At 72.2% G+C, this 25251-nt stretch carries 18 protein-coding genes; 11 read left to right on the forward strand and 7 right to left on the reverse strand.

The window, feature by feature from the left end; genetic code table 11:
- Positions 1-28: 28 nt before the first annotated feature.
- The 7 genes from GTY67_RS32550 (at position 29) to GTY67_RS32580 (ending at position 8024) form a co-directional block, all read left to right on the forward strand.
- Entirely contained in the window at positions 29-1369 is a 1341-nt protein-coding gene (locus tag GTY67_RS32550) for an NtaA/DmoA family FMN-dependent monooxygenase (RefSeq protein ID WP_161281406.1), read from the forward strand.
- A gap of 9 nt (positions 1370-1378) precedes the next feature.
- On the forward strand, positions 1379-3169 hold the full coding sequence (locus GTY67_RS32555) for an FAD-dependent oxidoreductase (protein ID WP_161281407.1): 1791 nt from the start codon (positions 1379-1381) through the stop codon (positions 3167-3169).
- Positions 3170-3195: 26 nt separating this feature from the next.
- A complete protein-coding gene (locus GTY67_RS32560; protein ID WP_161281408.1) occupies positions 3196-3957 on the forward strand; it encodes an alpha/beta hydrolase in 762 nt (253 codons plus the stop codon).
- A gap of 79 nt (positions 3958-4036) precedes the next feature.
- Positions 4037-4612, forward strand: coding sequence for an NADPH-dependent FMN reductase (ssuE, locus tag GTY67_RS32565; protein ID WP_161281409.1), 576 nt, complete (start codon positions 4037-4039; stop codon positions 4610-4612).
- A 112-nt stretch (positions 4613-4724) separates the two neighbouring features.
- On the forward strand, positions 4725-6341 hold the full coding sequence (locus GTY67_RS32570) for an adenosine deaminase (protein WP_161281410.1): 1617 nt from the start codon (positions 4725-4727) through the stop codon (positions 6339-6341).
- An 82-nt stretch (positions 6342-6423) separates the two neighbouring features.
- Positions 6424-6855 (forward strand): nuclear transport factor 2 family protein, encoded by a 432-nt coding sequence (locus tag GTY67_RS32575; protein WP_161281411.1) that lies wholly within the window; start codon positions 6424-6426, stop codon positions 6853-6855.
- Entirely contained in the window at positions 6852-8024 is a 1173-nt protein-coding gene (locus GTY67_RS32580; protein WP_161281412.1) for an MFS transporter, read from the forward strand. The genes GTY67_RS32575 and GTY67_RS32580 overlap by 4 nt, the downstream gene beginning before the upstream one ends.
- Before the next feature lie 15 nt (positions 8025-8039).
- Here GTY67_RS32580 and GTY67_RS32585 read toward each other — a convergent pair whose 3' ends face one another.
- The 5 genes from GTY67_RS32585 to GTY67_RS32605 are packed head-to-tail and all read right to left on the reverse strand — an operon-like array spanning position 8040 to position 13778.
- Positions 8040-9065: a LacI family DNA-binding transcriptional regulator gene (locus GTY67_RS32585; RefSeq protein ID WP_093692406.1), complete on the reverse strand. Its 1026-nt coding sequence runs from the start codon at positions 9063-9065 to the stop codon at positions 8040-8042.
- Positions 9066-9117: 52 nt separating this feature from the next.
- On the reverse strand, positions 9118-10200 hold the full coding sequence (gene rhaS, locus GTY67_RS32590; RefSeq protein WP_161281413.1) for a rhamnose ABC transporter substrate-binding protein: 1083 nt from the start codon (positions 10198-10200) through the stop codon (positions 9118-9120).
- Positions 10201-10232: 32 nt separating this feature from the next.
- Positions 10233-11231 carry an ABC transporter permease gene (locus GTY67_RS32595; RefSeq protein WP_161281414.1) on the reverse strand — a complete coding sequence of 333 codons (999 nt, stop codon included), beginning with the start codon at positions 11229-11231 and terminating at the stop codon, positions 10233-10235.
- Complete coding sequence (locus GTY67_RS32600) at positions 11224-12264, reverse strand: ABC transporter permease (protein WP_093692403.1); 1041 nt, start codon at positions 12262-12264, stop codon at positions 11224-11226. The genes GTY67_RS32595 and GTY67_RS32600 overlap by 8 nt, the downstream gene beginning before the upstream one ends.
- On the reverse strand, positions 12261-13778 hold the full coding sequence (locus tag GTY67_RS32605; protein WP_161281415.1) for a sugar ABC transporter ATP-binding protein: 1518 nt from the start codon (positions 13776-13778) through the stop codon (positions 12261-12263). Before GTY67_RS32605 ends, GTY67_RS32600 begins: the two co-directional genes overlap by 4 nt.
- A gap of 295 nt (positions 13779-14073) precedes the next feature.
- Between GTY67_RS32605 and rhaI the strand changes: the two genes are divergently transcribed.
- The 4 genes from rhaI to GTY67_RS32625 are packed head-to-tail and all read left to right on the forward strand — an operon-like array spanning position 14074 to position 22036.
- Complete coding sequence (rhaI, locus tag GTY67_RS32610) at positions 14074-15234, forward strand: L-rhamnose isomerase (protein ID WP_161281416.1); 1161 nt, start codon at positions 14074-14076, stop codon at positions 15232-15234.
- A gap of 52 nt (positions 15235-15286) precedes the next feature.
- Positions 15287-17326: a bifunctional aldolase/short-chain dehydrogenase gene (locus GTY67_RS32615; RefSeq protein ID WP_161281417.1), complete on the forward strand. Its 2040-nt coding sequence runs from the start codon at positions 15287-15289 to the stop codon at positions 17324-17326.
- The gene (locus GTY67_RS32620) at positions 17323-18786 is read left to right on the forward strand and encodes a rhamnulokinase family protein (protein WP_161281418.1); all 1464 of its coding nucleotides are present in this window, start codon (positions 17323-17325) and stop codon (positions 18784-18786) included. The genes GTY67_RS32615 and GTY67_RS32620 overlap by 4 nt, the downstream gene beginning before the upstream one ends.
- Positions 18787-18832: 46 nt before the next feature.
- Complete coding sequence (locus GTY67_RS32625; protein ID WP_161281419.1) at positions 18833-22036, forward strand: alpha-L-rhamnosidase; 3204 nt, start codon at positions 18833-18835, stop codon at positions 22034-22036.
- 84 nt (positions 22037-22120) lie between these two features.
- On the opposite strand, the gene GTY67_RS32630 is transcribed toward GTY67_RS32625, so the two are convergent.
- A complete protein-coding gene (locus GTY67_RS32630; RefSeq protein WP_161281420.1) occupies positions 22121-24268 on the reverse strand; it encodes an iron ABC transporter permease in 2148 nt (715 codons plus the stop codon).
- Positions 24269-24270: 2 nt separating this feature from the next.
- Positions 24271-25245, reverse strand: coding sequence for an iron-siderophore ABC transporter substrate-binding protein (locus tag GTY67_RS32635; RefSeq protein WP_161281421.1), 975 nt, complete (start codon positions 25243-25245; stop codon positions 24271-24273).
- Between the last annotated feature and the right edge of the window lie 6 nt (positions 25246-25251).

Consider the following 25251-nt stretch of genomic DNA (forward strand, 5'->3'; position numbering starts at 1 on the left):
CGTAACCAGCCCCACGGAAGGACCAGCCATGTCCCGCAGAATCCACCTCGCCCTGCACCCCTACGGTGTCGGCGGCCCCGGCCAGCACGGTCTCTGGAAGGACCCGCGCGTCGCCAAGAACGCCAGCATCGACATCAACTACTACATCCAGCAGGCGCAGGCGGCCGAACACGCTCTCTTCGACGCCCTGTTCATCGTCGACAGCCAGTTCATCAACTCCACCTACCCCGCCCACTACCTCAACCGCCTGGAGCCGCTGACCCTGTTGTCGGCGGTCGCCACCCACACCCGCCACATCGGCCTGGTCGCCACGGCCAGTTCGACGTACAACTCACCGTTCAACCTCGCCCGCCGCTTCGCCTCACTGGACCTCATCAGCGGCGGCCGTGCGGGCTGGAACGTGGTGACCAGCTTCGACACCGGCACCTCGAAGAACTTCGGCCTCGACGAACACCTCGACTACGCCACCCGCTACGGCCGCGCCCTGGAGTTCGTCCAGGTCGCCCGCGGCCTGTGGGACTCCTACGAGGACGACGCCTTCCCCGCCGACGTGGACAGCAACCTCTTCCTCGACCCCGAGCGGCTGCACACCCTCGACCATGTGGGGGAACACTTCAAGGTCGCCGGACCCCTCAACATCTCCCGCTCCCCGCAGGGCCAGCCCGTCATCTTCCAGGCCGGGGTCTCCGCCGAGGGCCGCGACCTCGCCGCCCGGGTCGCCGAGGGCATCTACGCACCTGGCGGCACACTGGAGCAGGCGCAGGAGTATTACGCGGACATCAAGAAGCGCACCGCCGCCCACGGCCGCGACCCCGACCACATCAAGGTCTTCATCCACGGCGGCCCGGTCGTCGGCTCCACCGACGAGGAGGCCCGCCGCCGCGAGCGGGAGATATTCGAGGAGGACAACGACTTCGAGCGCAACCTCGCGCTGCTCGGCCGGTCCTTCGGCGCGTACGACTTCAGCGTCCACGACCTGGACGCCCCCTTCCCCGACGTCGCCCACCTCGCCGAGAAGGGCGGCCGCACCGGAGCCGCGAGGATCATCGAACGCGCCCGGGAGCAGAAGCTGACTCTGCGTCAAGTCGCCCAGGAGGCCAACGCGTTCCGGCAGTCTCCGTTCGTCGGCGCCCCGGACACCGTCGCCGACACCATCGAGAAGTGGTACGACGCGGGCACCCTCGACGGCATCAACCTCGCCTTCCGGAACAACGACGACCTCAACCTCTTCGTCGACGGTGTGGTGCCGCTGCTCCAGAAGCGCGGACTGTTCCGCACCGAGTACGAGGCCGACACCCTGCGCGGCAACCTCGGCCTGCCCATCCCCGCCAACCGCCACACCCGCGAGCGCGAACTCGCGGGCGGCTGAGGCCCCGCCATGCCCCAACTCCCCGCGACGGGCGGCCGTGACGTCCACACCGTCCGCTTCCCCGTCGGCAGACCCCCGGCCACCGTCGACGTCCTCATCGTCGGCGCGGGCCCGGTCGGCCTCGCCGCCGCGACCGAACTGACCGCCCGGGGCATCAGGGTCGCCGTCGTCGACCGCGCCCGCACCGCGACCCTGGTGCGGGCCGGTGCGATGGGCCACACCCCCCGCGTGGTCGAACACTTCCGCCGCTGGGGCCTGCTCCAGCGCATCCGCGAGGCCTGGACCTACCCCCCGGAGTGGAACCGGGGCACCCGCCTGGTCACCTCACTCGCCGGCCACGAACTCGTGCCCGTACCCCGCCCGTCGTTCCGTGGTTCGGGTGCCCCCGAGCACGCGGCGGACGAGGCGCTGCGCCGGCCCCAGACCGTCCTCCAGCAGGTCTTCCTCGACCACCTCGCCGAACACGGCGTGAGCGTCGCCGGAGGATGGGAGCTCCAGGAGCTGGCCGAGGACGCCGAAGGGGTCCGCGCCGGGGTGGTGGACGTCGACTCGGGGGAGCGGCGCACGGTCCGGGCGGCGTACGTCCTCGGCACCGACGGCGGCTCCAGCACCACGCGACGACTGGCCGGGATCGACCGGGAAGGGGACCACGCGACCGAGAAGCGGCTGCGCCTGATCGTCCGCACCGGCGACATCTCCGACCGGGTCGGCGCGGCCCCGAGCGCCACCAACATCGTCTTCAACCACCGGGCGTCCGGCTTCCTCGCGGCCGTCAGCACCCGCGAGTGGCGGGTGTACGCGGGGCCGTATCCGCTCACGTACGAGCCCACCGAGGACGAGCTGCTGGAGATCGGGCGGGCCGCGTTCGGCTTCGGCCTCGACCTCGAACTGGTCTCGGCCACGACCTTCTACCACGCCACCCGGATAGCCACCACGTTCCGCAAGGGCCGGGTCCTGCTCGCCGGGGACGCCGCCCACGTCCGTACCCCCGGCGGCAACCTCGGCGAAGGCATCGGGGACGTCGCCAACCTCGGCTGGAAACTGGCCGCCGTGCTCGCCGGCCACGCTCCCGACGCGCTCCTCGACTCCTACGACCAGGAGCGCCGGCCGCACAACTGGCGTGTCGCCGATCACTCGTTGGAGCGGTCACGCCGTTCGCAGGCCGCCCTCGCCGAGATTCGTGCGGGCGGCATCCCGGACGACGCCGACCTCGGTGAGGAGGCCGTACGGCGGCGGGCCGAGATCGGCGAGCGGCTGCGCCGGGACCACACCGGGGGAGCGGGCGCCACCTTCGACGAGCGGTACGACGCGTCGGACGTGATCTGGTACGAGGAGGGGCAGCTCGCCTCCGAACCGGGCTGGCGGGCCGACGTGTACGAGGACGACCCCCGGCCGGGCCACCGCGCCCCCGACGGCCGGATCGACCCGCACGGCTCCACGCTCCACGACCGGATCGGCACCTCCTTCGCGCTGCTGGTACTCACCGAGGACCTTGCAGACGGCCTCGGCGGGCGCCTCCCCGAGGACCCCGCCAAGCACCGGGCCGTCGTGGACGCCTTCACCCAGGAGGCGGCCTCCCGGTCGCTGCCCCTGACCGTGATCCACCTGACCGACCCCGACGCCCGCGCCGTCTACGGCACCGCCCACATCCTGATCCGCCCCGACCAGCACGTCGCCTGGCGCGGCTCCGTGCTGCCCGACGGCGGCGCCCGCGCGGTCCTCGACCGGGTGCTGGGCCGGGCCCCGTCCGGCACCGCCGCGCAGGCACTCGGATCCGCCCCCGCCCAACGTGTCCTTTGATCCCCCCACCGAGCCAGGAGCCCCAGATGACCGAGCACGCCGAGTACACCGACCACCACGGCCCCGAAGGGCCCGCCATCCGCGGCACGGTCGTCGTGGTGCCCGGCAGGGGTGAGACCCGGGAGACCTACACCCGGCTGGGCCGAAGGCTCGCCGCCGACGCCTACCGGGTCAGGGTCGTGGACGCGGTCCACCTCGACGCCGACGACCCGGACGGTTCGCTCACCCGGTTCGGCGCCCGCATCGCTGAGGCCGTCGCGGGCACGGCGGGCCCGGACGGGATCGCCCGCCCGGTGGTACTGGTGGGCGCCGACACCGGGGCGGTCGCGGTGGCGGCGCTCCTGGGGAGCGGGGAGAGCGCGGCGGACGCCGTCGTCCTCGCCGGGCTTCCGGCGCGTACCGCAGCCTCCGGCGACTGGGACGACGAGCTGAACGTCCGTACGTTCTGTCCCGCCCACCGGTCCACGCTCACCGGCGACTCCGGATTCCGCCGGGGCGCCCTCGACGAGGCGGTGCCGGATTCCCTGCTCACCGCGGCGTACGAGAGCGAGGCGGACGTCCCGGCGCTGATCCTGACCGGGGACGCCGATCCGCTGGCGGACCGCGACGCCCTCACCCGTACGGCCAAATCCCTTCCCCGGGCCCGCCTTTCGGTCGTGCGCGACGCCCACCACGACGTCCTCAACGACATGCAGCACCGCTCGGTCGCCGCCGAGATCGTCACGTTCCTGGAGGCGCTGCGCAACGAACTCGTCCCGCTCGTCACGGTGGAGTCCACCGCCTGGTGAGCCCGGCCGAGGGCGCCCGCACCTGAACTGCCGTAACACCCCAGCCGTTTGCGAAGACCGCATCCCGAAAGGTCACCCCATGGCCACCGTTCTCTCCGTCTCCGGAAGCCCCTCCGCCACCTCCCGCACCGCACGCCTCCTGCTCCACCTCGATGACCGGCTGCGGGACCAGGGCCACGACGTGGTCTCCCTGGACGTGCGCACCCTGCCCGCCGACGCCCTGCTCGGCGCCGACTTCGCGCACCCGGCCATCGTCGAGGCCACGGCGCTGTTCGAGCGGGTGGACGGGGTGGTGATCGGTACCCCGATCTACAAGGCCGCCTACTCGGGGCTGCTCAAGTCGCTGCTGGACCTGCTCCCGCAGTACGCGCTCTCCGGCAAGACCGTCCTGCCGCTCGCCACCGGCGGCAGCACGGCCCATGTCCTCGCCATCGACTACGCGTTGCGCCCGGTGCTGACCTCGATGGGCGCCGCCCATGTCGTACCGGGCTGGTTCACCCTGGACAAGGACATCACCGTCCGCGCCGACGGCACGGTCGCTCTCGCGGCGCCCACGGCCGAGGCCCTGGGCGAGGTCACGGACCGGTTCTCCGCCGTGCTCCGGGAGCGTACGGCGCTCCGGGAGCGTACGGCGGTGCTGGAGGCCAGCGTCTGAACGAGCCGGTACCGCAGGGGAGTCACGGCTTCCCCACTCGAACGAGTGGATCTTGCTCCTGATCCATGCGGTTCGGGCGGGGAAGCGGGCCCGGCGACGCGATCATTCGGCAGTGATCAACTCGATTCGGACGGCACACCGTCCCAAGTCCCTGGTCCCGGCCGGGATCGGCGCCCTCGCCCTCCTCACCCTGCTCCCCACGGTCCCGGCCGCCGCCGCGCCCGCGCAGGACCCGGCCGCCACCTCGGCCGTCCAGCCCCGGCACCGCCCCACCACCCCGGCCGAGCGCCGGACCGCCGCCCACCTCGACGCCCTCCAGGCCCACCCGGGACGGCTGAAGGCCTTCTTCGCCGCGCTGCCCAAGGGCGGCGACCTCCACAACCACCTGTCGGGTGCGGTCACCACCGAGTACCTCATCCAGCTCGCGGGCGAGAACGGGCTCTGCATCGACGCCACGGACACCGCCGTACGTCCGCCCTGCGGACCGGGTACGCGACCGGCCGCCGACGCCCGCACCGACGCCGAGTTCCGGCAGCGCATCGTCCGCGCCTGGTCGATGCAGGACTTCCCCGCCGACCAGTCCGGCCACGACCACTTCTTCGACACGTTCGGCAAGTTCGGCGAGGCGACGCGCGATCGCGGGAAGCTGCTCGCCAACGTCGCCAACACCGTCGTGGAGCAGAACCAGTTCTATCTGGAGACCCTGGTCACCCCCGCCTCCGACAGCGCCCGGAAGCTCGCCGAGTCCGTCGGCTACGACGCCGACCTCGCCGCCTTCCACCGCAAGCTGGTCGCCGGCGGAAAGCTGGACAAGGTCGTCACCGAGGCCGTCCGTGAAGCCGATGCCGCCGACGCCCAGTTCCGCGAGGCCGCGCACTGCGACACCCGCCGCCCCGACCCGGGCTGCCGGCTCCCCGTACGGTGGATCTCCCAGGTCTCCCGGGGCAGTTCGAACGAGCGCGTGTTCACCCAGATGGCCGTCGGCCTGCGGCTCGCCGAGCGCGACCCGCGGTTCGTCGCGGTCAACCTCGTCCAGCCGGAGGACGGCGAGAGCGCGCTGCGCAACTACAGCCTCCAGATGCGGATGCTCCAGTACCTGCGCACCCAGTACCCGGACGTCCGCCTCACCCTGCACGCCGGTGAGCTGACCCCCGGCCTGGTCAAGCCCGAGGACCTCACCTTCCACATCCGCGAGGCCGTGCTCGTCGCCGGAGCCGAACGCATCGGCCACGGCGTCGACCTGGTCCACGAGGACGACTGGCGCGGCCTCGCCCGGACGATGGCCCGGCGCGATGTCGCCGTCGAGGTGCCGTTCAGCAGCAACAAGCAGATCCTGGGCGTGGCGGGCGACGACCACCCGTTCAACGCCTACCGGCACTACGGCGTCCCGGTGGTCCTGGCCACCGACGACCCCGGTGTCTCGCGCATCGACATCAGCCACGAGTACCAGTACGCCCGTGAGACCTACGGCCTGAGCTACCCCGAGCTGAAGGACCTGGCCCGCGCCTCGCTGGAGTACGCGTTCCTCGACGGCGACGGCCTGTGGGCCACCGGCTCCGCCCGCTCCGGCTACCGCCCGGTGCGCGCCTGCGCCGGAGCCCGGCCGGGCATCGTCCAGCCCGCCCCGGAGTGTGTCCGCCACCTGGAGGGCAACCCGAAGGCCGCGGCCCAGTGGCGCCAGGAGGCGGCGTTCGCCGGATTCGAACGGCGGTACGGCGGATCGCGCTGATGCCGCGCCGCCGCTGAGCCAGGGGGGCGGGGGCCGCAGGCCATGAACTGCGGCGCCCGCCCCCCACGGCTACGCTCGAAAAATGGCAGACAGCCAAGACCGGCGCGAGCCGCCCCCGGACACCCCCGACGACGCGACGCACGCGCTGCTCGCCTCGGCGGTGGACGCATGGGCCGCCGCGATCGTCGCGAACGACGCCGAGCGGATCGCCGCCTTCATGGCGGACGAGTGGGTCATCGTCTCCGAGTCCGGCATCACCGACCGCGACACCTTCCTGGCCTTCGTCACATCCGGTGACCTGACCCACTCGGCGATGCGGGCCATCACCCCGCCGAGGATCCGCGTCCACGGGGACACCGCCGTCGTCACCGCACGGATCACGAACACCGCCCACTACAGGGGCGACCGCTTCGACGCCGACGAATGGACCACGGACGTCTTCGTACGCCGCGACGGCGCCTGGCGGTGCGTGCTCAGCCACATCACCCCCGCCGCGCCACCCGAGGGTTCATGACCCGCCTCGGCTATCCGGCGGCCGCCGCCGTCTTCGCGATCGGCATGGCGGGCACCACCCTGCCCACCCCGCTGTACGGGCTCTACCGGGAGGAGCTGGGCTTCTCCGAGCTGATGGTGACGGTCGTCTTCGCCGTCTACGCGCTCGGTGTCATCGCCACCCTGCTCCTCGCCGGGAACGTCTCCGACGAGACGGGGCGGCGGCCCGTCCTCCTGGCCGCCCTGGGCTTCTCGGCGGCCAGCGCCCTCTGCTTCCTCTTCGAGGGCGGGCTCCCCGCACTCTTCGCGGGCCGTCTGCTGTCGGGGTTCGCCGCCGGGCTGCTCAGCGGTGCCGCGACCGTCACGGTGATGGAACTTGCGCCACCGGGGCGGGCGGCGAGAGCCGGTCTCGCCGCGACCGCCGCGAACATGGGCGGCCTCGGGTGCGGCCCGCTCCTGGCGGGGCTGCTCGCCGAGTACGCCCCCTCGCCCCTGCGGCTCCCCTTCGTGGTGCACCTGGCGCTGATCGCCGTGGCTGCCGTGCTGACCTGGCTGCTGCCCGAGACGGTCACCTCTCCCGTACGGCGTTTCCGGCTGCACCCGCAAGGGCTCGCGGTCCCGCCCCAGGTGCGCGGTGTGTTCGCCCCCTCGGCGCTGGCCGCCTTCGCCGGGTTCTCCCTGCTGGGCCTCTTCACGGCGGTGGCCCCGGCGTTCGTGGCCGAGACACTCGACGTGCACAACCTCGCCCTCGCCGGACTCGTCGTCTTCTCCGTGTTCCTCGCCTCGACGGCCGGGCAGGCGCTCATGGGGCGCGTGGGGGAGCGGCGGGCGCTGCCGGGCGGGTGCTTCGTCCTGGTCGCCGGGCTCGTGCTGGTGGCGGCCTCGTTGCTGTTCGCCTCGCTGCCCCTGCTCGTGGCCGGGGCGCTCTGCGGGGGTCTGGGGCAGGGGCTCGCGTTCCGGGGCGCGGTGACGGCGATCAGCGGAGCGGCACCGGCCGAGCACCGGGCGGCGACGGTGTCCACGTTCTTCGTGGTCGCCTACCTGGGCATCTCGCTGCCGGTGGTGGGCGTGGGCGCCCTGACCCTCTGGATCGGGCTCAGGAACGCGGGGCTGACGTTCGCCGGATGTGTGCTGGTCCTGGCTTTGGGCGTCGGCCTGCACCTGGCCCGGAGACCCGCCGCCCGCGCCTGACGGTGGCGGACCCCCTCAGCGCGCGGAGAGGCTGGAGCGCCGCACCACCAGCTCCGGCTGGAGCACCACCCGCCGGTGCTCGTGCGCCGCCGGGTCCCCTCCGGCGCCGGTCTCCTCCAGGAGCAGCCCGGCCGCCAGCGCCCCCATCGCCGCCGCGGGCTGCCGTACGGAGGTGAGCGGTACGGCGGCGGCCGCCGCGAACTCGATGTCGTCGTACCCCACCAGGGCCAGATCACCGGGGACGGAGACCCCGGCCGCGAAGAGCGCCTGTAGTACGCCCAGCGCCAGCAGGTCGTTGGCGCAGAAGACGGCGGTGGGCCGGTCGGCGAGGCCGAGCAGCCGGGCCCCCGCGTCCCGCCCCGCCGCCACATCGAGACGTTCCGTGGGCAGCTCCCGCAGGGCCTCCGGGCCCAGGCCCGCCTCGGCGAGCGCGGCGAGCGCCCCCGTACGGCGGTCCCGGACCTGGTTGAAACCGGGCGGCCCGCTGACGTACGCGATGGAGCGGTGCCCGGCCTCGACGAGGTGCCGTACGGCGAGTGCGCCGCCCGCCACGTCGTCCACCGACACCGAGCACTCCGTCGTCCCCTCGGCGACCCGGTCGACGAGGACGAACGGGATGCCGTGGCGCCGGAAAGCGTCGATGTTGCGCCCGGTGGCGTCGGCCGGGGTGAGCAGCACCCCGCGCACCCGCTGCTCGGCGAAGAGCGACAGATACTCGGCCTCCTCGCCGGGGCTCTGCGCGCTGTTGCAGACCATGACGCCGAGCCCCGCCTCCCGCGCGGCCCGCTCGGCACCACGGGCGACGTCCACGAAGAACGGGTTGCCCATGTCGAGGACGAGCAGCCCCATGATCCGGCTGCGCCCCGCCCTCAGCTGCCGCGCCGACTCGCTGCGGACGTAGCCGAGCCGGTCGATCGCCGACAGGACGCGGGCCCGGGTGTCGGGGCCGACCGTGTCCGGGCGGTTGATGACGTTCGAGACCGTGCCCACCGATACTCCGGCGACCCGGGCCACGTCCTTGATACCCACCGACTGGGCCATCAGACGGAGTCCTCCACAAGGGCTAGGGGTGCCCTCAGCCTACCCGCGCGCATCAGAAGTCGAAGTCGTCGATGTTGTCCTGGTCGAACACCGTCGGCTTGCCCAGGCTGATGACGCCGTCCTTCCCGATCGTGTACGTGCCCAGGTCGCCCGCCTCGAAGGTCTGGCCCTCCTCACCGCTGATCTGCCCCGAGGCCAGCGCGATCGACGCATGGCCGGCCAGGGCACCGAGTTTGGCCGGGTCCCACAGTTCGAACGCCTCGACCGTGCCGTTCTTGACGTACTTGCGGAGGTCGTTGGGGGTGCCGAGGCCCGAGAGCTTCACCTTCCCCTTGTACTTCGAGCCGGACAGGTACTGGGCCGCCGCCTTGATCCCCACCGTCGTCGGCGAGACGATCCCGGCCAGCTTCGGGTACTCCTGGAGCAGGCCCTGCGTCTGCTGGAACGACTGCTGGGCGTCGTCGTTGCCGTACGCGACCTTGACCAGCTTGACGTCCTTGTACTTCGGGTCCTTCAACTCGTCCTTCATGTAGTCGATCCAGAGGTTCTGGTTCGTCGCGGTCTGCGCGGCGGACAGGATCGCGATCTCGCCCTTGAACCCGATCTGCTCGGCGAGCAGCTGGACTTGGGTGCGGCCGAGGTCCTCCGCCCCCGCCTGCGAGATGAACACGTTGCGGCAGCTGGGCGTGGTGTCGGAGTCGTACGTGACGACCTTGACGCCGTTCTTCATGGCCTGTTTGAGCGCGGTGCACAGGGCGCCCGGGTCCTGCGCGGAGACCGCGATGGCGTCGACCTGCTGCTGGGTGAGGGTGTTGACGTAGGAGACCTGGCCCGCAGTGTCGGTGGCGCTGGTCGGGCCGACCTCCTTGAAGGTGGAGCCCAGGGACTCGACGGCCTTCTGTCCGCCCTTGTCGGCGGTGGTGAAGTAGGGGTTGTTGACCTGCTTGGGCAGGAAGCCCACGGTCAGCCCCTTCTTGGTGGGCGCGTCCGGGTCGGCCTCACCGGCCGGGGCGGCGGCGCCGCTCTCCTTCTTCACATCGCTCTTGGTGGTGCCGCCGCAGGCCGTGACGGCGAGGGCGAAAGAGGTGACGGCGGCGACGGCCGCACCGGTGCGGCGGAGCGTTGACCTACGCATGGCAAGGGTCCTTTACGGGGGAGGGAGAAGGGTTACGGCGCCGGGGTCGGCGCGGACGCGGCTCGCCGCCCGGCCTTCGCGACGGAGAGCTGCCGTGTGACCCGGGGGCCGAGCACGGAGACGACGAGCAGCACGCCGGTGACGACGATCTGCGACTGGGCGGAGACGTTCAGCAGGCTCATCACGTTCTGTGCCGCGCCGAGCAGGAACACACCGGCGATCGCTCCGCCGAGCGTGCCCTTGCCGCCGTCGAAGTCGATGCCGCCGAGCAACACGGCGGCCACGACGGAGAGTTCGAGGCCCGTCGCGTTGTCGAAGCGGGCGCTGGCGTAGTGCAGCGCCCAGAACACTCCGGTGAGCGAGGCCATCAGCCCGGTCACCGTGAACAGGATCAGCTTCTGCCGCTTGACCCGCACCCCGGCGAACCTGGCCGCCTCCTCGTTGGCCCCCGTGGCGAACAGGGAACGCCCGAACGGCGTTGCGTGCAGGGCGAGTACGGCAATGGCGAGCAGGACCAGGAAGGGCAGGAAGGCGTACGGGATGAAGGTGTCCCCCATCCGTCCCGCGGCGAAGTCCAGGTAGGGGGTGGGGAAGTCGGTGACGGCGTCCGAGCCCAGGACGATCTGCGCGATGCCCCGGTAGGCGGCCAGTGTGCCGATGGTGACGGCTAGCGAGGGCAGCCCCAGCCGGGTGACGAGCAGCCCGTTGACCAGCCCGCAGACCACACCGAGCAGCAGACAGATCGGGATGATCGCCTCGATCGGCAGCCCCTGGTTCCACAGCGCGCCCATCACCGCGCCCGAGAGGCCCGCCGTGGAGGCCACCGACAGGTCGATCTCCCCGGAGACCACGAGCAGCGTCATCGGCAGGGCGATCAGCGCGATCGGCAGCGTGTTGCCGATCAGGAAAGACAGGTTGAGGGCGTTGCCGAAGCCGTCGACGAAGCCGAAGGAGAGCAGCAGCACGACGATGAGGAGGGCGCCGACGACGGTGTCCCAGCGGACGGCGCGCGTGAGTGCGGAGTCAGCCATGGCGGGCGTTCCTCTTCTTCAGGGCGGTCGCCACACGCAGGGCCACGATCCGGTCGACCGCGATGGCGAGGATGAGCAGGAAGCCGTTGATCGCGAGGACCCAGACGGAGCTGACGCCGAGGGCGGGCAGCACGCTGTTGACCGACGTCAGAAGGAGCGCGCCGAGCGCGGCCCCGTACACGCTGCCGGAGCCTCCGGTGAAGACCACCCCGCCGACCACGACCGCGCTGACGACGGTGAGTTCGTAGCCGGAGCCCGTACCGGAGTCGACGTTGCCGAAGCGCGCCAGATACAGCGCACCGGCGAGACCGGCCAGCGCCCCGCAGAACGTGTAGGCGAGGAGGATCCGTTTGCGGACAGGGATGCCGGCCAGCCGGGCCGCCTCCGGGTTGGAGCCCAGCGCGTACAACTCCCGCCCGCTGCCGAAGTGTTTGAGGTAGTACGCCGTCGACATCAGCACCGCCAGCGCGATGAGCGCGAGCCACGGCACGGCGGAGAGGCCGCCGGAGCCGAAGTCGACGAAGCCGCCCGGGAGATCGGCCGCCGTGATCTGCCGGGAGCCGACCCAGATGGAGTCGATGCCCCGGATGATGTAGAGCGTGCCCAGCGTGACGACGAGCGCGGGCACTTGGCCCAGGCTGACGAGAAGCCCGTTGAGCAGACCGAAGCCGACCCCGAGGAGCACGGCCAGCGCCACGGCCACCACCGGGTGCCCGCCGCCCTGGAGGTACGTACCGGCGGCGAAGGCGCTGATGCCGAGCGTGGAGCCCACCGACAGGTCGACGTTCTTCGTGATGACGACCAGCGACTGGCCGGTGGCGACCAGCACCAGGATCGTCGCGTTGAGCAGCAGGTCCTTGATGCCCTGCTCGGAGAGGAACTCGCTGTTGCCCAGCTGGGTGACGGCGATCATCACCAGGAAGACGAGCAGGATGGCGAGTTCGCGCATCTTGAAGACGCGGTCGACGAGCCGGGTGGCGCCGGCCTCGGGTATCGCGGCGGCGGGCGCCTGGTCGGGTGCGGTCACCGTCATGCGGCGGCCCTCCCGGTGGCTGCGGCCATCACCGTCTCCTCGGTGGCTTCGGAGCGGGGGAGTTCGGCGGTGAGGCGGCCCTCGTGCATGACGAGGACCCGGTCGGCCATGCCGAGGATCTCCGGCAGATCGGAGGAGATCATCAGGACGGCCACTCCGTCGGCCGCCAACTGGCTGAGCAGCCGGTGCACTTCGGCTTTCGTCCCGACGTCGATGCCGCGCGTGGGCTCGTCCACGATCAGTACGGAAGGGCCGGTGGCGAGCCACTTGGCGAGCACCACCTTCTGCTGGTTGCCGCCCGACAGCGTGGCGACGGTGTCGGCGATCCGGGCGTACTTCACCTGGAGCTTCACCGCCCAGTCGAGGGAGCGGCTGCGCTCGGCGCCCCGGTCCATCAGACCGGCCTTCACGGTGGTGCGCAGCCCCGTCAGCCCGATGTTCCGTTCGATGGACATGTCCATCACCAGCCCTTGTGCTCTGCGGTCCTCCGGTACGAGGGCGAGCCCGGCGGCCATGGCGGTGGAAGGGGCCCCGTTGGTCAGCGCCCGCCCGGCGACCTCCACCTCACCGGCGTCCCACCGGTCGACGCCGAAGACCGCCCGGGCCACCTCCGTACGCCCGGCCCCGACCAGCCCGGCCAGGCCGACGATCTCGCCGCACCGGACGTCGAAGGAGACATCGGTGAAGACGCCCTCCCGGGTCAGCCGCCGCACGCTCAGCGCGACCGGACCCGCCGCCACCTCCTGCTTCGGGTACATCTCCTCCAGGTCCCTGCCCACCATGCGGCGTACGAGACCGTCCTCGGTCATGCCCTCCAGCGGTTCGCTGGAAATCAGGGCGCCGTCCCGCAAGGTGGTCACCCGCTCGCAGATCCGGAAGATCTCCTCCAGCCGGTGCGAGATGAACAGCACGGCGGCCCTCTGCTCGCGCAGAGTGCGGACCACCCCGAAGAGCCGGGCCACCTCGCTGCCGGTCAGTGCCGCCGTCGGCTCGTCCATGATCAGGACGCGGGCGTCGAAGGAGAGCGCCTTGGCGATCTCCACGATCTGCTGGTCCGCGATGGACAGGCCGCGCGCCGGCCGGTCGGGATCGAGGGCGACGCCGAGCCGCCGCATCAGCGCGGCCGTGGCGGTGCGGGTGGCCCGGTGGTCGATGCGGCCCAGGGCGCGGCGCGGCTGGCGGCCCATGAAGATGTTCTCGGCGATCGACAGGTCGGGGAAGAGCGTGGGCTCCTGGTAGATGACGGCGATCCCGGCGTCCCGGGCGTCGGCGGGCCCGTGGAACACGGTGGGCTCACCGTCCAGCAGGACCACACCCGCATCGGGCCGGTGCACCCCGGCGAGCGTCTTGATCAGGGTCGACTTGCCCGCGCCGTTCTCCCCGGCGAGGGCGTGCACCTCGCCGGCGAACAGGTCGAGGGACACATCCCGCAGGGCACGCACGGCGCCGAAGGACTTGGAGATGTCCCGCAGGGCCAGCACGGGGGCCGGATCCTTGGCGGACCGGTGGGTCATGGGGGCTCCTCAACGACGCGGAGGGGATCCTCACACCATCGTGAAAGGTTTCAAATGAGTTGCCGGGACGTTAGACACGTGACGCAGGTCGCGTCAATGGGGGCGGCACGAAATTCTCGACACGGGACTCTCTCCGGCCCAACTGCCGTGGTCTGCACGGTGCGCAAAGGGTTGACAGGCCCTTGGTGCGCTCCTAGTTTCACGGCGTGAATCGTTTCAGATCCGCTCGTGCCCGCATCCGTCGTGTGCGCACCCGAAGCCACTCGTTCACCCCCGACGTCACAGGAGCGCCGCAGTGACCGACCTTGCCGCAGTGAAGGCCGCCCTCACCTCCCAGGCCATAGAGACGGCCTCATGGGCGTACGGGAATTCGGGGACCCGCTTCAAGGTCTTCACCCAGCCCGGCGTGCCCCGCACCCCCCGGGAGAAACTCGACGACGCCGCCAAGGTGCACGAGTTCACCGGCGCCGCGCCGACCGTCGCGCTGCACATCCCCTGGGACACCGTCGACGACTACGCGGCCCTCGCCGCGTACGCCCAGGACCGGGGCCTGACGCTCGGCGCGATCAACTCCAACACCTTCCAGGACGACGACTTCCGGCTCGGCAGCGTCTGCCACCCGGACGCCGCCGTACGCCGCAAGGCGGTCGATCACCTCCTCGCCTGCGTCGACATCATGGACGCGACGGGCTCCCGCGACCTCAAGCTCTGGTTCGCCGACGGCACGAACTACCCGGGCCAGGACGACATCCACGCACGGCAGGACCGGCTCGCCGAAGCCCTCGCCACGGTGTACGAACGGCTCGGCGAGGGCCAACGCATGCTGCTGGAGTACAAGTTCTTCGAGCCGGCCTTCTATGCCACCGACGTCCCCGACTGGGGAACGGCCTACGCCCATTGCCTCAAACTCGGCCCGCGCGCCCAGGTCGTGGTGGACACAGGCCACCACGCGCCCGGCACCAACATCGAGTTCATCGTCGCGACCCTGCTGCGGGAGAAGAAGCTCGGCGGCTTCGACTTCAACTCCCGCTTCTACGCCGACGACGACCTGATGGTGGGCGCGGCCGACCCCTTCCAGCTCTTCCGGATCATGTACGAGGTCGTCCGCGGCGGCGGGCTCACGGCCGACGTGGCGTTCATGCTGGACCAGTGCCACAACATCGAGGCGAAGATCCCCGCGATCATCCGCTCGGTGATGAATGTCCAGGAGGCCACGGCGAAGGCGCTGCTCGTCGACGGGGAGGCCCTGGCGGCCGCACAGCGGGCGGGCGATGTGCTGGAGGCCAATGCCGTGCTGATGGACGCGTACAACACCGACGTACGGCCGCTCCTCGCCGAGGTCCGTGAGGAACAGGGGCTGGACGGGGACCCGATGGGTGCCTACCGCCGCTCGGGCTGGGCGGAGAAGACGGCGGCCGAACGGGTGGGCGGGCAGCAGGCGGGCTGGGGCGCGTGACCCCGTAACCCTTGCCCCTCCCGAGACCGACTCCTCCACCGCGAAGGACACCATGGCACTCCACCCCCGCGCCCAAGCCCTCCTCGCCCGCTCCCACCGCCTCGGCGCCGACCCCCGCAACACCAACTACGCCGGCGGCAACGCCTCCGCCAAGGGCGCCGGCCCCGACCCGGTGACCGGCCACGACGTCGAACTGCTCTGGGTCAAGGGGTCCGGCGGCGACCTCGGCACGCTCACCGCCGACGGGCTCGCCGTCCTCCGCCTCGACCGGCTGCGCGCGCTCCGGGACGTCTACCCGGGCGTGGAGCGCGAGGACGAGATGGTCGCCGCGTTCGACTACTGCCTCCACGGCAAGGGCGGCGCGGCCCCCTCCATCGACACCGCCATGCACGGTCTCGTCGACGCCCCGCACGTCGACCACCTCCACCCCGACTCCGGCATCGCGCTCGCCTGCGCCGCCGACGGCGAGAAGCTGACCGCCGACTGCTTCGGCGACACCGTCGCCTGGGTCCCGTGGCGCCGCCCCGGATTCCAACTCGGCCTGGACATAGCGGCGGTGAAGGAGGCCAACCCGCAGGCGATCGGCTGCATCCTCGGCGGCCACGGCATCACCGCCTGGGGCGAGACCTCCGAGGAGTGCGAGGCCAACGCGCTCCACATCGTCCGCACCGCCGAGACGTTCCTCACCGAACACGGGAAGGCCGAGCCGTTCGGGCCGGTGATCGAGGGGTACGGGGCACTGCCCGACGCCGAACGCCGGGAGCGGGCGGCCGCGCTGGCCCCGTACATCCGCGCCCTCGCCTCGCAGGACCGCCCCCAGGTCGGGCACTTCGACGACTCCCCGGCGGTCCTCGACTTCCTCGCCCGCACCGAACACCCGAGACTGGCGGCGCTCGGCACCTCCTGCCCGGACCACTTTCTCCGTACGAAGGTCAGGCCGCTGGTCCTCGACCTGCCGCCGACCGCAGAACTCGACTCAGTGATCCGGAGGTTGGGCGAGCAGCACGCCACCTACCGGGAGGAGTACGCCGCCTACTACGCCCGCCACGCGGAGCCCGGTTCTCCCGCCATGCGGGGTGCGGACCCGGCGATCGTCCTTGTCCCCGGCGTCGGCATGTTCAGCTTCGGCAAGGACAAGCAGACAGCGCGGGTGGCGGGGGAGTTCTACCTCAACGCGGTCAACGTGATGCGCGGAGCCGAAGCCGTCTCGGTCTATGCGCCGATCGAGGAGGCCGAGAAGTTCCGTATCGAATACTGGGAGTTGGAGGAGGCCAAGCTCCGGCGGATGCCGAAGGCGAAGCCGCTGGCGACCCGGATCGCGCTCGTGACGGGCGCGGGCAGCGGCATCGGCCGGGCGATCGCCCACCGCCTCGTCGCCGAGGGCGCGTGCGTGGTGGTCGCGGACCTGGACGCGGAGAGCGGGGCAGCCGTCGCGGAGGAGCTGGGCGGGTCCGACAAGGCGGTCGCCGTCACCGTCGACGTCACCAGTGAGGCGCAGGTGGTGGACGCGTTCAAGGCGGCGGCCCTCGCCTTCGGCGGTGTCGACCTCGTCGTGAACAACGCGGGCATCTCCATCTCCAAGCCCCTCCTGGAGACCACGGTCAGGGACTGGGACCTCCAGCACGACATCATGGCCCGCGGCTCCTTCCTGGTCTCCCGGGAGGCGGCCCGGATGATGAGGGCCCAGAAGCTCGGCGGCGACATCGTCTACATCGCCTCCAAGAACGCCGTCTTCGCCGGTCCCGACAACGTCGCCTACTCCGCCACCAAGGCCGACCAGGCCCACCAAGTGCGTCTGCTCGCAGCCGAGTTGGGAGAGCACGGCATCCGGGTCAACGGCGTCAACCCGGACGGAGTCGTCCGTGGCTCCGGCATCTTCGCCGGCGGGTGGGGAGCGCAGCGAGCGGCGACGTACGGGATCGAGGAGGAGAAGCTCGGCGAGTTCTACGCCCAGCGCACCCTCCTCAAGCGGGAAGTCCTCCCCGAGCATGTCGCCAACGCGGTCTTCGCCCTGACCGGCGGCGACCTCACGCACACCACCGGCCTGCACATCCCGGTCGACGCCGGGGTCGCGGGAGCCTTCCTGCGATGAGCGCGCGCACGAAGACGTTCGCCGCGGTCGACCTCGGCGCCTCCAACGGGCGCGTCATGGTCGGCCGCGTCGGCCCGGACACCTTGCACCTCACGGAGGCCCACCGCTTCCCCAACCGCCCGGTCCAGCTGCCGGAGGGGCTGCGCTGGGACATTCTCGGGCTGTACGGCGGTGTCCTCGACGGGCTCCGTGCGGCGGGCCAGGTGGACTCCCTCGGCGTCGACAGCTGGGCCGTGGACTACGGGCTCCTCGACGCGGGCGGGGCCCTGCTCGGCAACCCCGTCCACTACCGGGACCACCGGACGGACGGCGTCGCCGAAAAGGTGTGGCCCACCGTCCCACCCGACGAGCTGTACCGGGCGACGGGTATCCAGCATGCCCCGTTCAACACCCTCTACCAGCTCGTCGCCGCTCAGGGCACTCCACAACTGACAGCGGCCCGCAGACTGTTGCTCATCCCTGACCTGATCACCTACTGGCTGACCGGTGAGCAGGGAACGGAGCTCACCAACGCCTCCACCACCCAGCTCATCGACCCCCGCACCCGCGACTGGGCCCGGTCCCCGGCCGCCCGGCTCTCCGTCGACCTCGGCCTCTTCGCCCCCCTGCGCCGCCCCGGCGACCCGGCCGGAAACCTCCTCCCGCACGTCCTGGAGGCGACCGGGCTGCGCGGCCCGGTTCCGGTCACGACAGTGGCTTCGCACGACACCGCGTCCGCTGTGGCCGCCGTCCCCGCGCGGCCGGGGGAGCGGTTCGCCTACCTCTGCACCGGCACCTGGTCCCTCGCCGGGCTGGAACTCGACGCCCCCGTCACCACCGAGGCGAGCCGCGCGGCGAACTTCACCAACGAGCTGGGCGTCGACGGCACCATCCGCTTCCTGCGCAACATCATGGGCATGTGGCTGCTCCAGGAGTGCATGCGCACCTGGGGCGAGAGCGACATCGCCCCGCTGCTCGCCGAAGCCGCCCAGCTTCCGGCGCTGCGGTCCGTCGTCGACGCCGCCGACCCGGCCTTCCTCGCCCCGGGCTCCATGCCCGAGCGCATCGCCGCCGCCTGCCGGGCCACCGGGCAGCCGGTTCCCGCGACCCGCGCCGAGACCACCCGCTGCATCCTGGACTCCCTGGCCCTCGCCCACCGGCGCGCGATCCACGAGGCGCAGCACCTGGCGGACCGCGCGGTCGACGTCGTGCACGTGGTCGGCGGCGGGGCGCGCAACGAGCTGCTGTGCCAGCTCACCGCCGACGCCTGCGGTCTGCCGGTCGTGGCGGGCCCCGCCGAGGCGGCAGCGCTCGGCAACGTGCTCGTGCAGGCGCGCGCCCACGGAACGGTCGGTGACGGTGCGGCCCTGCGTGAACTCGTCGCCGCTACCCAGCCCTTGACCCGTTACGAGCCGTCCGGCGACCGGGCCGTGTGGGACGCGGCGGCACGCCGGACCGGGAGGTGGTCCGGCCCCTCCTGAACCGATCCACCGAACCACGCCACCCCGCACCCCGAAGGAGCCGACCGTGATCAGTAGACGACGACTGCTCAGCACCACCGCCACCGCCGTGGGAACCTCCCTCATCGCCGGAGCCATGCCGGCCGCCGCCGCCCAGGCGGGGAACGCCGCTCAGGGCGGCAAGGCGCTCCGGGTGGGCCGCCCCACGGCCGAGTACGTACGGCAGCCCCTGGGCCTCGGCCCCGAGCGCCCCCGGCTCAGCTGGCCGCTGGCCGCCACCGGGGCGGGCCGCACGCAGAGCGCCTACCAGGTGCGCGTCGCCCTCAGCGAGCGGGCCCTGGAGAAGCCCGATGTGTGGGACAGCGGCAAGGTCCTCTCCGGGCAGTCGGTGCATGTGCCCTACGGCGGGCCCGCGCTGCGCTCCCGTACCCGCTACTACTGGTCCGTCCGGGTCTGGGACGCGGAGGGCAACGTCTCCGCCTGGTCCGCCCCCACCTGGTGGGAGACCGGTCTCACGGCCTCCTCGGACTGGTCGGCCCGCTGGGTCGGTGCCCCGGCCGCCCTCGTCGGCGCACCCGCACTCGGCGACGCCTCCTGGATCTGGTTCCCCGAGGGTGACCCGGCGAGCAGCGCTCCTGCCGCGACCCGCTGGTTCCGGGGCGCCTTCGATGTCCCCGAGGGTGTGACCCGGGCCCGGCTGGTGCTCACCGCCGACGACGGCTACACCGCCCACCTGGACGGCACCGAGATCGCCTCGGCCGCCGCCGACCACGCCGCCGACGCCTGGCGCCGCCCCTCCCTCACCGATGTGACAGGGCAGTTGGGCCCCGGCCGTCACGTCCTAGCCATCGCCGCGACCAACGGGGTCGAGGGCCCGGCCGGACTCCTCGGACTCCTGGAGCTGACCACCGCCGACGGCGTCCGCACCGTCACCACCGGCGACGGCTGGAAGGCGGTGGACGAGGAACCCGCGGGTGACTGGAAGGCGTTGGCGTACGACGACAGCTCCTGGTCCGCCGCGAAGGTCCTCGCCCCGTGGGGCGGCGGCCCCTGGGGCAAGGTCTCCGTCGTCCACGCCCCCGTCGCGCAGCTGCGCCACGAATTCCGGCTGCGCGGCACCCCGGTCGTACGGGCCCGCCTGTACTCCACGGCCCTCGGCGTGTACGAGGCGCACCTCAACGGCAAGAAGGTCGGCACGGACGTGCTCGCGCCGGGCTGGACCGACTACGACAAGCGGATCCAGTACCAGAGTTACGACGTCACGGAGCTGCTGAAGCCGGGCGCCAACGCCCTCGCGGTGGAGCTCGCGGCGGGCTGGTACGCGGGCAACGTCGGCATGTTCGGCCCGCACCAGTACGGCGAACGGCCCTCCTTCCTCGGTCAGTTGGAGGTCACCTACCGGGACGGGTCGACCGAGCGGGTGCTCTCCGGGACCGACTGGCGGGCCGCCACCGGGCCGGTCACCCTGGCCGACCTGCTCACCGGCGAGAACTACGACGCCCGCCTGGAGACGGAGGGCTGGCTGCGCGCCGGATTCGACGACCGGGCGTGGGCGCGGGCCGAGGAGCCGGAGAAGGCGGTCACCGCCGAACTGGTCGCGGCGGTCGACGCCCCCTCGCGCGTCGTCTCCGAGATCAAGGCCCGCGCGGTCACCGAGCCGAAGCCCGGCGTCTTCGTCTTCGACCTCGGACAGAACATGGTCGGGGCCGTCCGGCTCCGCGTCTCCGGCCGCGCCGGAACCACCGTACGCCTGCGCCACGCCGAGGTTCTGAACCCCGACGGCACGATCTACACCACCAACCTGCGCTCCGCCGCCGCGACCGACCACTACACCCTCAAGGGCGGCGGCCGGGAGACCTACGAGCCGCGCTTCACCTTTCACGGCTTCCGGTACGTCGAGGTGACCGGCTACCCGGGCCGGCCGCCCCGCGACGCGATCGTGGGACGCGTCATCCACACCGACGCGCCCTTCACCATGGAGTTCGAGACGAACGTCCCGATGCTCAACCAGCTCCACAGCAACATCACTTGGGGCCAGCGCGGCAACTTCCTCTCCGTCCCCACCGACACCCCGGCGCGCGACGAACGCCTCGGCTGGACCGGCGACATCAACGTCTTCGCACCCACCGCCGCCTATGTGATGGAGTCCGCGCGCTTCCTCTCCAAGTGGCTGTGGGACCTCCAGGACGACCAGACCGCCGACGGCGCCTTCACCGATGTCGCCCCGCAGGTCGGCGGCCTCGGCGCGGGCTCCGCAGGCTGGGGCGACGCCGGAGTCACCGTCCCCTGGGCGCTGTACCAGGCGTACGGGGACACCCGCGTACTGGAGCGGTCCTGGTCCTCCATGCTCAAGTGGCTGGACTACCTGGACGCCCACAGCACCGGGCGGTTGCGGCCCGCCACCGGCTACGGCGACTGGCTCAACATCCAGGACGACACCCCCAAGGACGTCATCGCCACCGCCTACTACGCCCACAGCGCCGACCTCGTCGCCCGCACCGCCGACGTGCTCGGCAAGGACCCCGCCCCGTACACCGCCCTGTTCGGCGAGATCCGCGACGCCTTCCGCGCCGCCTATGTCACCGGCGGCGGCCGGGTGAAGGGCGACACCCAGACCGCGTACGTCCTCGCCCTCTCCATGGACCTGCTGAGCGACCAGGAACGGACCACCGCGGCCGACCGGCTCGTCGCCCTCATCGAGGCGAAGGACTGGCACCTGTCCACGGGCTTCCTCGGCACGCCCCGCCTGCTCCCCGTCCTCACCGAGACCGGGCACACCGATGTGGCCTACCGGCTGCTGCTCCAGCGGACCTTCCCCAGCTGGGGCTACCAGATCGACCGGGGTGCCACGACGATGTGGGAGCGGTGGGACTCCATCCGGCCGGACGGCAGCTTCCAGGACGCCGGGATGAACTCCTTCAACCACTACGCGTACGGCTCCGTGGGGGAGTGGATGTACGCCCACATCGCCGGGATCGCCCCCGCCGAACCGGGCTTCCGCAAGGTGACCGTACGGCCCCGGCCGGGCGGCGGCGTCACCCGGGCGCGGGGCTCCTTCCGCAGTCAGTACGGCACGGTCGCCACGGAGTGGGAAGTGGCGCGCGGCCGGTTCCGGCTGGCCGTCAGCCTGCCCGCGAACACCACCGCCGAGGTGTGGATCCCGGCCGGGAGCGCCGGGGCCGTCACCCACAGCGGGGCCCGGCACCTGCGGATGGAGGACGGCTGCGCCGTCTTCGCCGTCGGCTCCGGGGACCACCACTTCACGGCCTGACCCCCCGCCCGTACAGCACGGACATGGAGCCGGGCCCGGTGCGTTCTCGCGTACGCCACCGGGCCCGGCCTCTTTGGCGGTCCCTCACCCCTCGCGGCGCGACCGCCAGAGCAGCCAGATGAAGTACGGCGCCCCGATCACCGCCGTGAGCAGCCCCACAGGGATCTGCGCCGGGGCGATGATCGTGCGGCCGACCGTGTCGGAGACGACCACCAGCAGCGCACCGAGCAGCGCGCTCACCGGGAGCACCCGCGCATGCCGCCGGCCCACCAGGGCCCGCGCCGCGTGCGGGGCGACCAGGCCGACGAAGCCGATCACCCCGACCGCCGCCACGGCCCCGGCCGTCAGGACGACGGCGATGGTCAGCAGCCCCAGCCGGGTGGTGCCCAGGCGGATGCCGAGCAGGCGGGGCGTGTCGCCGTCCAGCCCGATCAGGTCGAGGTCGCGGCGCATCACGGCCAGCACCGGCAGCGCGACGACAAGCGCCACCAGCACCGGGACCAGCTCCGGGAACGTACGCCCATAGGTCGAACCGCCCAGCCAGGCCAGCGCCTTCGTCGCGTTGTACGGGTCCGTCAGCACGATCAGCAGGCTGACGAACGCACCCCCGCCCGCCTGCACCCCGATACCGATCAGCACCAGCCGGTTCTGCTCCAGCCCACGCCGTGCGGCCAGACCGAAGACCAGCGCGGCGGCCGCCGCCGCACCGGCCAGCGCGGAGCCGCTGATCAGCCAGAAGCTCGCCAGCGGTACGACCGTGAGGACGGCGACCGCCCCGACCCCCGCCCCGCTCACCACGCCGAGAACGCCCGGCTCCGCCAGGGGATTGCGCGAGACCGCCTGGACGACGGCGCCCGCCACGGCCAGCGCCGCACCGGCCAGCAGGGCGGCGGCGACCCGGGGGACGCGGGTGTCGAGAACGTACGTCGTGAACTGCCCTGCCCGGCCCGCGAGCCAGTTGACCACATCGCCCAGGAGCAGCGTGGCGTCACCGAGGAGCGTCGCCGCCACCACCGCACCGAGCAGCCCCACGACCGTCACCACCAGCGTGACGACGAACGCGCGCCGGCTGCGCAGCCGGGCGAACGCCGTCGACCCGCCGTCCGTGCCCATGTCCCGCGACCGGTAGGCCAGGAAGACCAGGACGAGCGCGCCGAAGCAGGTCGTGACGATCCCCGTGGGCACCTCGGCCCCCGCCTGCCCACCGAACACCGCGCGCAGCAGCACATCCGCGCCGAGCACCACGAGCACCCCCGCGAGCGCCGACGCCGGGATGAAGGCGTGGTGGCGGACCAGGACCGGAACCCACGTACTGAGCAGGCGGACCACGGCCGGTGCGCACAGCCCGACGAAGCCGATCGGCCCCGCCACCGTGACGGCGACCGCCGCCAGCAGCACGGCGAGGATCACGACGACCGAGCGGGTCAGCCGGGGGCTGACGCCCACGACCGCCGCACCGTCGTCGCCCAGGGCGAGGATGTCCAGCCGTCGGCCCATCAGCATCAGCCCGGCGAACGCCACGAGCGCGACGGGGGCGAGCCGGTCGATGGACTGCATGCCGATCTGCGCGAGCGAGCCGTTGCCCCAGGCGAAGAGACCGGTCGTCTGCTGGGAGCGCAGGAGCAGCAGCATCCCGCTCAGCCCGGACAGGGCGAGGGTGAGCGCGGAGCCCGCGAGCACCAGCCGGATCGGACCTGCCCCCGCCCGCGACAGGCCGAGGACGACGCCCGCCGCGAGCAGCCCGCCGAGGAACGCCGTACCGCCCGCCGGAAGCGCGGGCAGCGTGATGCCGAACGCGGCGACGGCGACGACCGCGAGGTACGCCCCCGCGTTCACGGCGAGCGTGTCGGGCGAGGCCAGCATGTTGCGCGACACCGACTGGAGGGCCGCGCCCGCCGCGCCCAGCGCGCAGCCGACGAGGAGCCCCGCCGCGAGCCGGGGCAGCCGGGAGTCCAGGACCACGGCGGCGCTCTGCTGGTCGGCGGTCCGGTCCGACGCGGGGCCGGTGAGCAGCTGCCAGAGCGTGTGCAGGTCCACGGCGGCCGTGCCCTGGCTCAGGTGGACGACCGCGAGGGCACCGAGGGCCAGGAGGGCGGCGAGCGCGAGGAGGAGCATGCGGCCGCGGCGGGCCGGGCGGCCGGGCGCGGCCGGGGAAGGTGCTCCGGTCGGACCGGCCGCGCCCGCCACCGTCTCCACGGGGGCGGGCGGGGCGGGAGTGGTGCGGGTGCTCATCGTCAGGCGGTCAGCGCGCCGACGAGCGCGTCGATGTACGCGCGCATGGCCGCGGTCCCGCCGAACATCCAGATGCCGTCGGGCAGCCGGTGGGCCTGGTCGTTCTTCACGAACGGCAGCGACTTCCACACCGCGTTGTCCTTGAGCCCGTCGGCGAACGGGTCACCGCCGTCGGAGTCGTTGGCGATGTACGCGAACCGCGCGTCGCCGATCTTCGTCAGCCCTTCGACGTCGGTGGCCGCGAGGCCGTAGGCCTTGTCGCCCTTGAGCTTCCACGGGTCGACCAGGCCGAGTTCGGTGTTCACGTCGGAGATCAGCGAGCCCTTGGCGTACGGGCGCACCGAGACCTGGTTGCCCTCCTGCCAGCCGTCGGCGAAGGCGACCTCCTTGCCGCCGAGCCCGGCCGCCGCGAGCTTCTTCTTCCCGTCCTCGACCGCCTTGCGGAAGGAGGCGATCTCGCTCTTCGCCTTCTCCTCGGTGCCGGTGGCCTCGGCGATGAGGTTGACGTTGTCGACCATCTGGTCGATCTGCCGGCTCGCGTCGGCCGAGCGCACCACGACGACCGGGGCGGCCTTGGACAGCTGCGCGATGGCGGAGTCGGAGAGGTCGGTGGTGGCGACGATGAGGTCGGGCTTGAGACCGGCCACGGTGGCGACGCTGGGCTCGCCGCGGGTGCCTATGTCCTTGACGTCCTTGGTGAGCGGGGCGGACTTGTCGTACGCCGTGTAGCCCTTGACGTCGGCGACGCCGACCGGCTGCACGCCGAGCGTCACGAGCGTCTCGACGACGTTCCACTCGGTGCCTACGACCCGCTTGGCCGGGCCGTCGAGGGTGACCTTCTTGCCGCGGGAGTCGGTGACGGTCACCGAGGTCTCCTTGGCGGACTCCTTCTCCGGCGCCTCGGTGGTGCCGCAGCCGGCGAGGACGAGGGCGGCCGTGGCGGCGAGGGCGGGCCAGGCCAGGTGCTGGTTCTTCATGAGGGG

The sequence above is a fragment of the Streptomyces sp. SID8374 genome, from assembly GCF_009865135.1.
Classification (GTDB): domain Bacteria; phylum Actinomycetota; class Actinomycetes; order Streptomycetales; family Streptomycetaceae; genus Streptomyces.

Excerpts from the sequence above, each read along its gene's own strand:
- GTY67_RS32550 (WP_161281406.1), top strand. The coding sequence starts at position 29 with ATGTCCCGCAGAATCCACCTCGCCCTGCACCCCTACGGTGTCGGCGGC.
- GTY67_RS32555 (WP_161281407.1), top strand. The coding sequence starts at position 1,379 with ATGCCCCAACTCCCCGCGACGGGCGGCCGTGACGTCCACACCGTCCGC.
- GTY67_RS32560 (WP_161281408.1), top strand. The coding sequence starts at position 3,196 with ATGACCGAGCACGCCGAGTACACCGACCACCACGGCCCCGAAGGGCCC.
- ssuE (WP_161281409.1), top strand. The coding sequence starts at position 4,037 with ATGGCCACCGTTCTCTCCGTCTCCGGAAGCCCCTCCGCCACCTCCCGC.
- GTY67_RS32575 (WP_161281411.1), top strand. The coding sequence starts at position 6,424 with ATGGCAGACAGCCAAGACCGGCGCGAGCCGCCCCCGGACACCCCCGAC.
- GTY67_RS32580 (WP_161281412.1), top strand. The coding sequence starts at position 6,852 with ATGACCCGCCTCGGCTATCCGGCGGCCGCCGCCGTCTTCGCGATCGGC.
- GTY67_RS32585 (WP_093692406.1), bottom strand. The coding sequence starts at position 9,065 with ATGGCCCAGTCGGTGGGTATCAAGGACGTGGCCCGGGTCGCCGGAGTA.
- rhaS (WP_161281413.1), bottom strand. The coding sequence starts at position 10,200 with ATGCGTAGGTCAACGCTCCGCCGCACCGGTGCGGCCGTCGCCGCCGTC.
- GTY67_RS32595 (WP_161281414.1), bottom strand. The coding sequence starts at position 11,231 with ATGGCTGACTCCGCACTCACGCGCGCCGTCCGCTGGGACACCGTCGTC.
- GTY67_RS32600 (WP_093692403.1), bottom strand. The coding sequence starts at position 12,264 with ATGACGGTGACCGCACCCGACCAGGCGCCCGCCGCCGCGATACCCGAG.
- GTY67_RS32605 (WP_161281415.1), bottom strand. The coding sequence starts at position 13,778 with ATGACCCACCGGTCCGCCAAGGATCCGGCCCCCGTGCTGGCCCTGCGG.
- GTY67_RS32615 (WP_161281417.1), top strand. The coding sequence starts at position 15,287 with ATGGCACTCCACCCCCGCGCCCAAGCCCTCCTCGCCCGCTCCCACCGC.
- GTY67_RS32620 (WP_161281418.1), top strand. The coding sequence starts at position 17,323 with ATGAGCGCGCGCACGAAGACGTTCGCCGCGGTCGACCTCGGCGCCTCC.
- GTY67_RS32630 (WP_161281420.1), bottom strand. The coding sequence starts at position 24,268 with ATGAGCACCCGCACCACTCCCGCCCCGCCCGCCCCCGTGGAGACGGTG.
- GTY67_RS32635 (WP_161281421.1), bottom strand. The coding sequence starts at position 25,245 with ATGAAGAACCAGCACCTGGCCTGGCCCGCCCTCGCCGCCACGGCCGCC.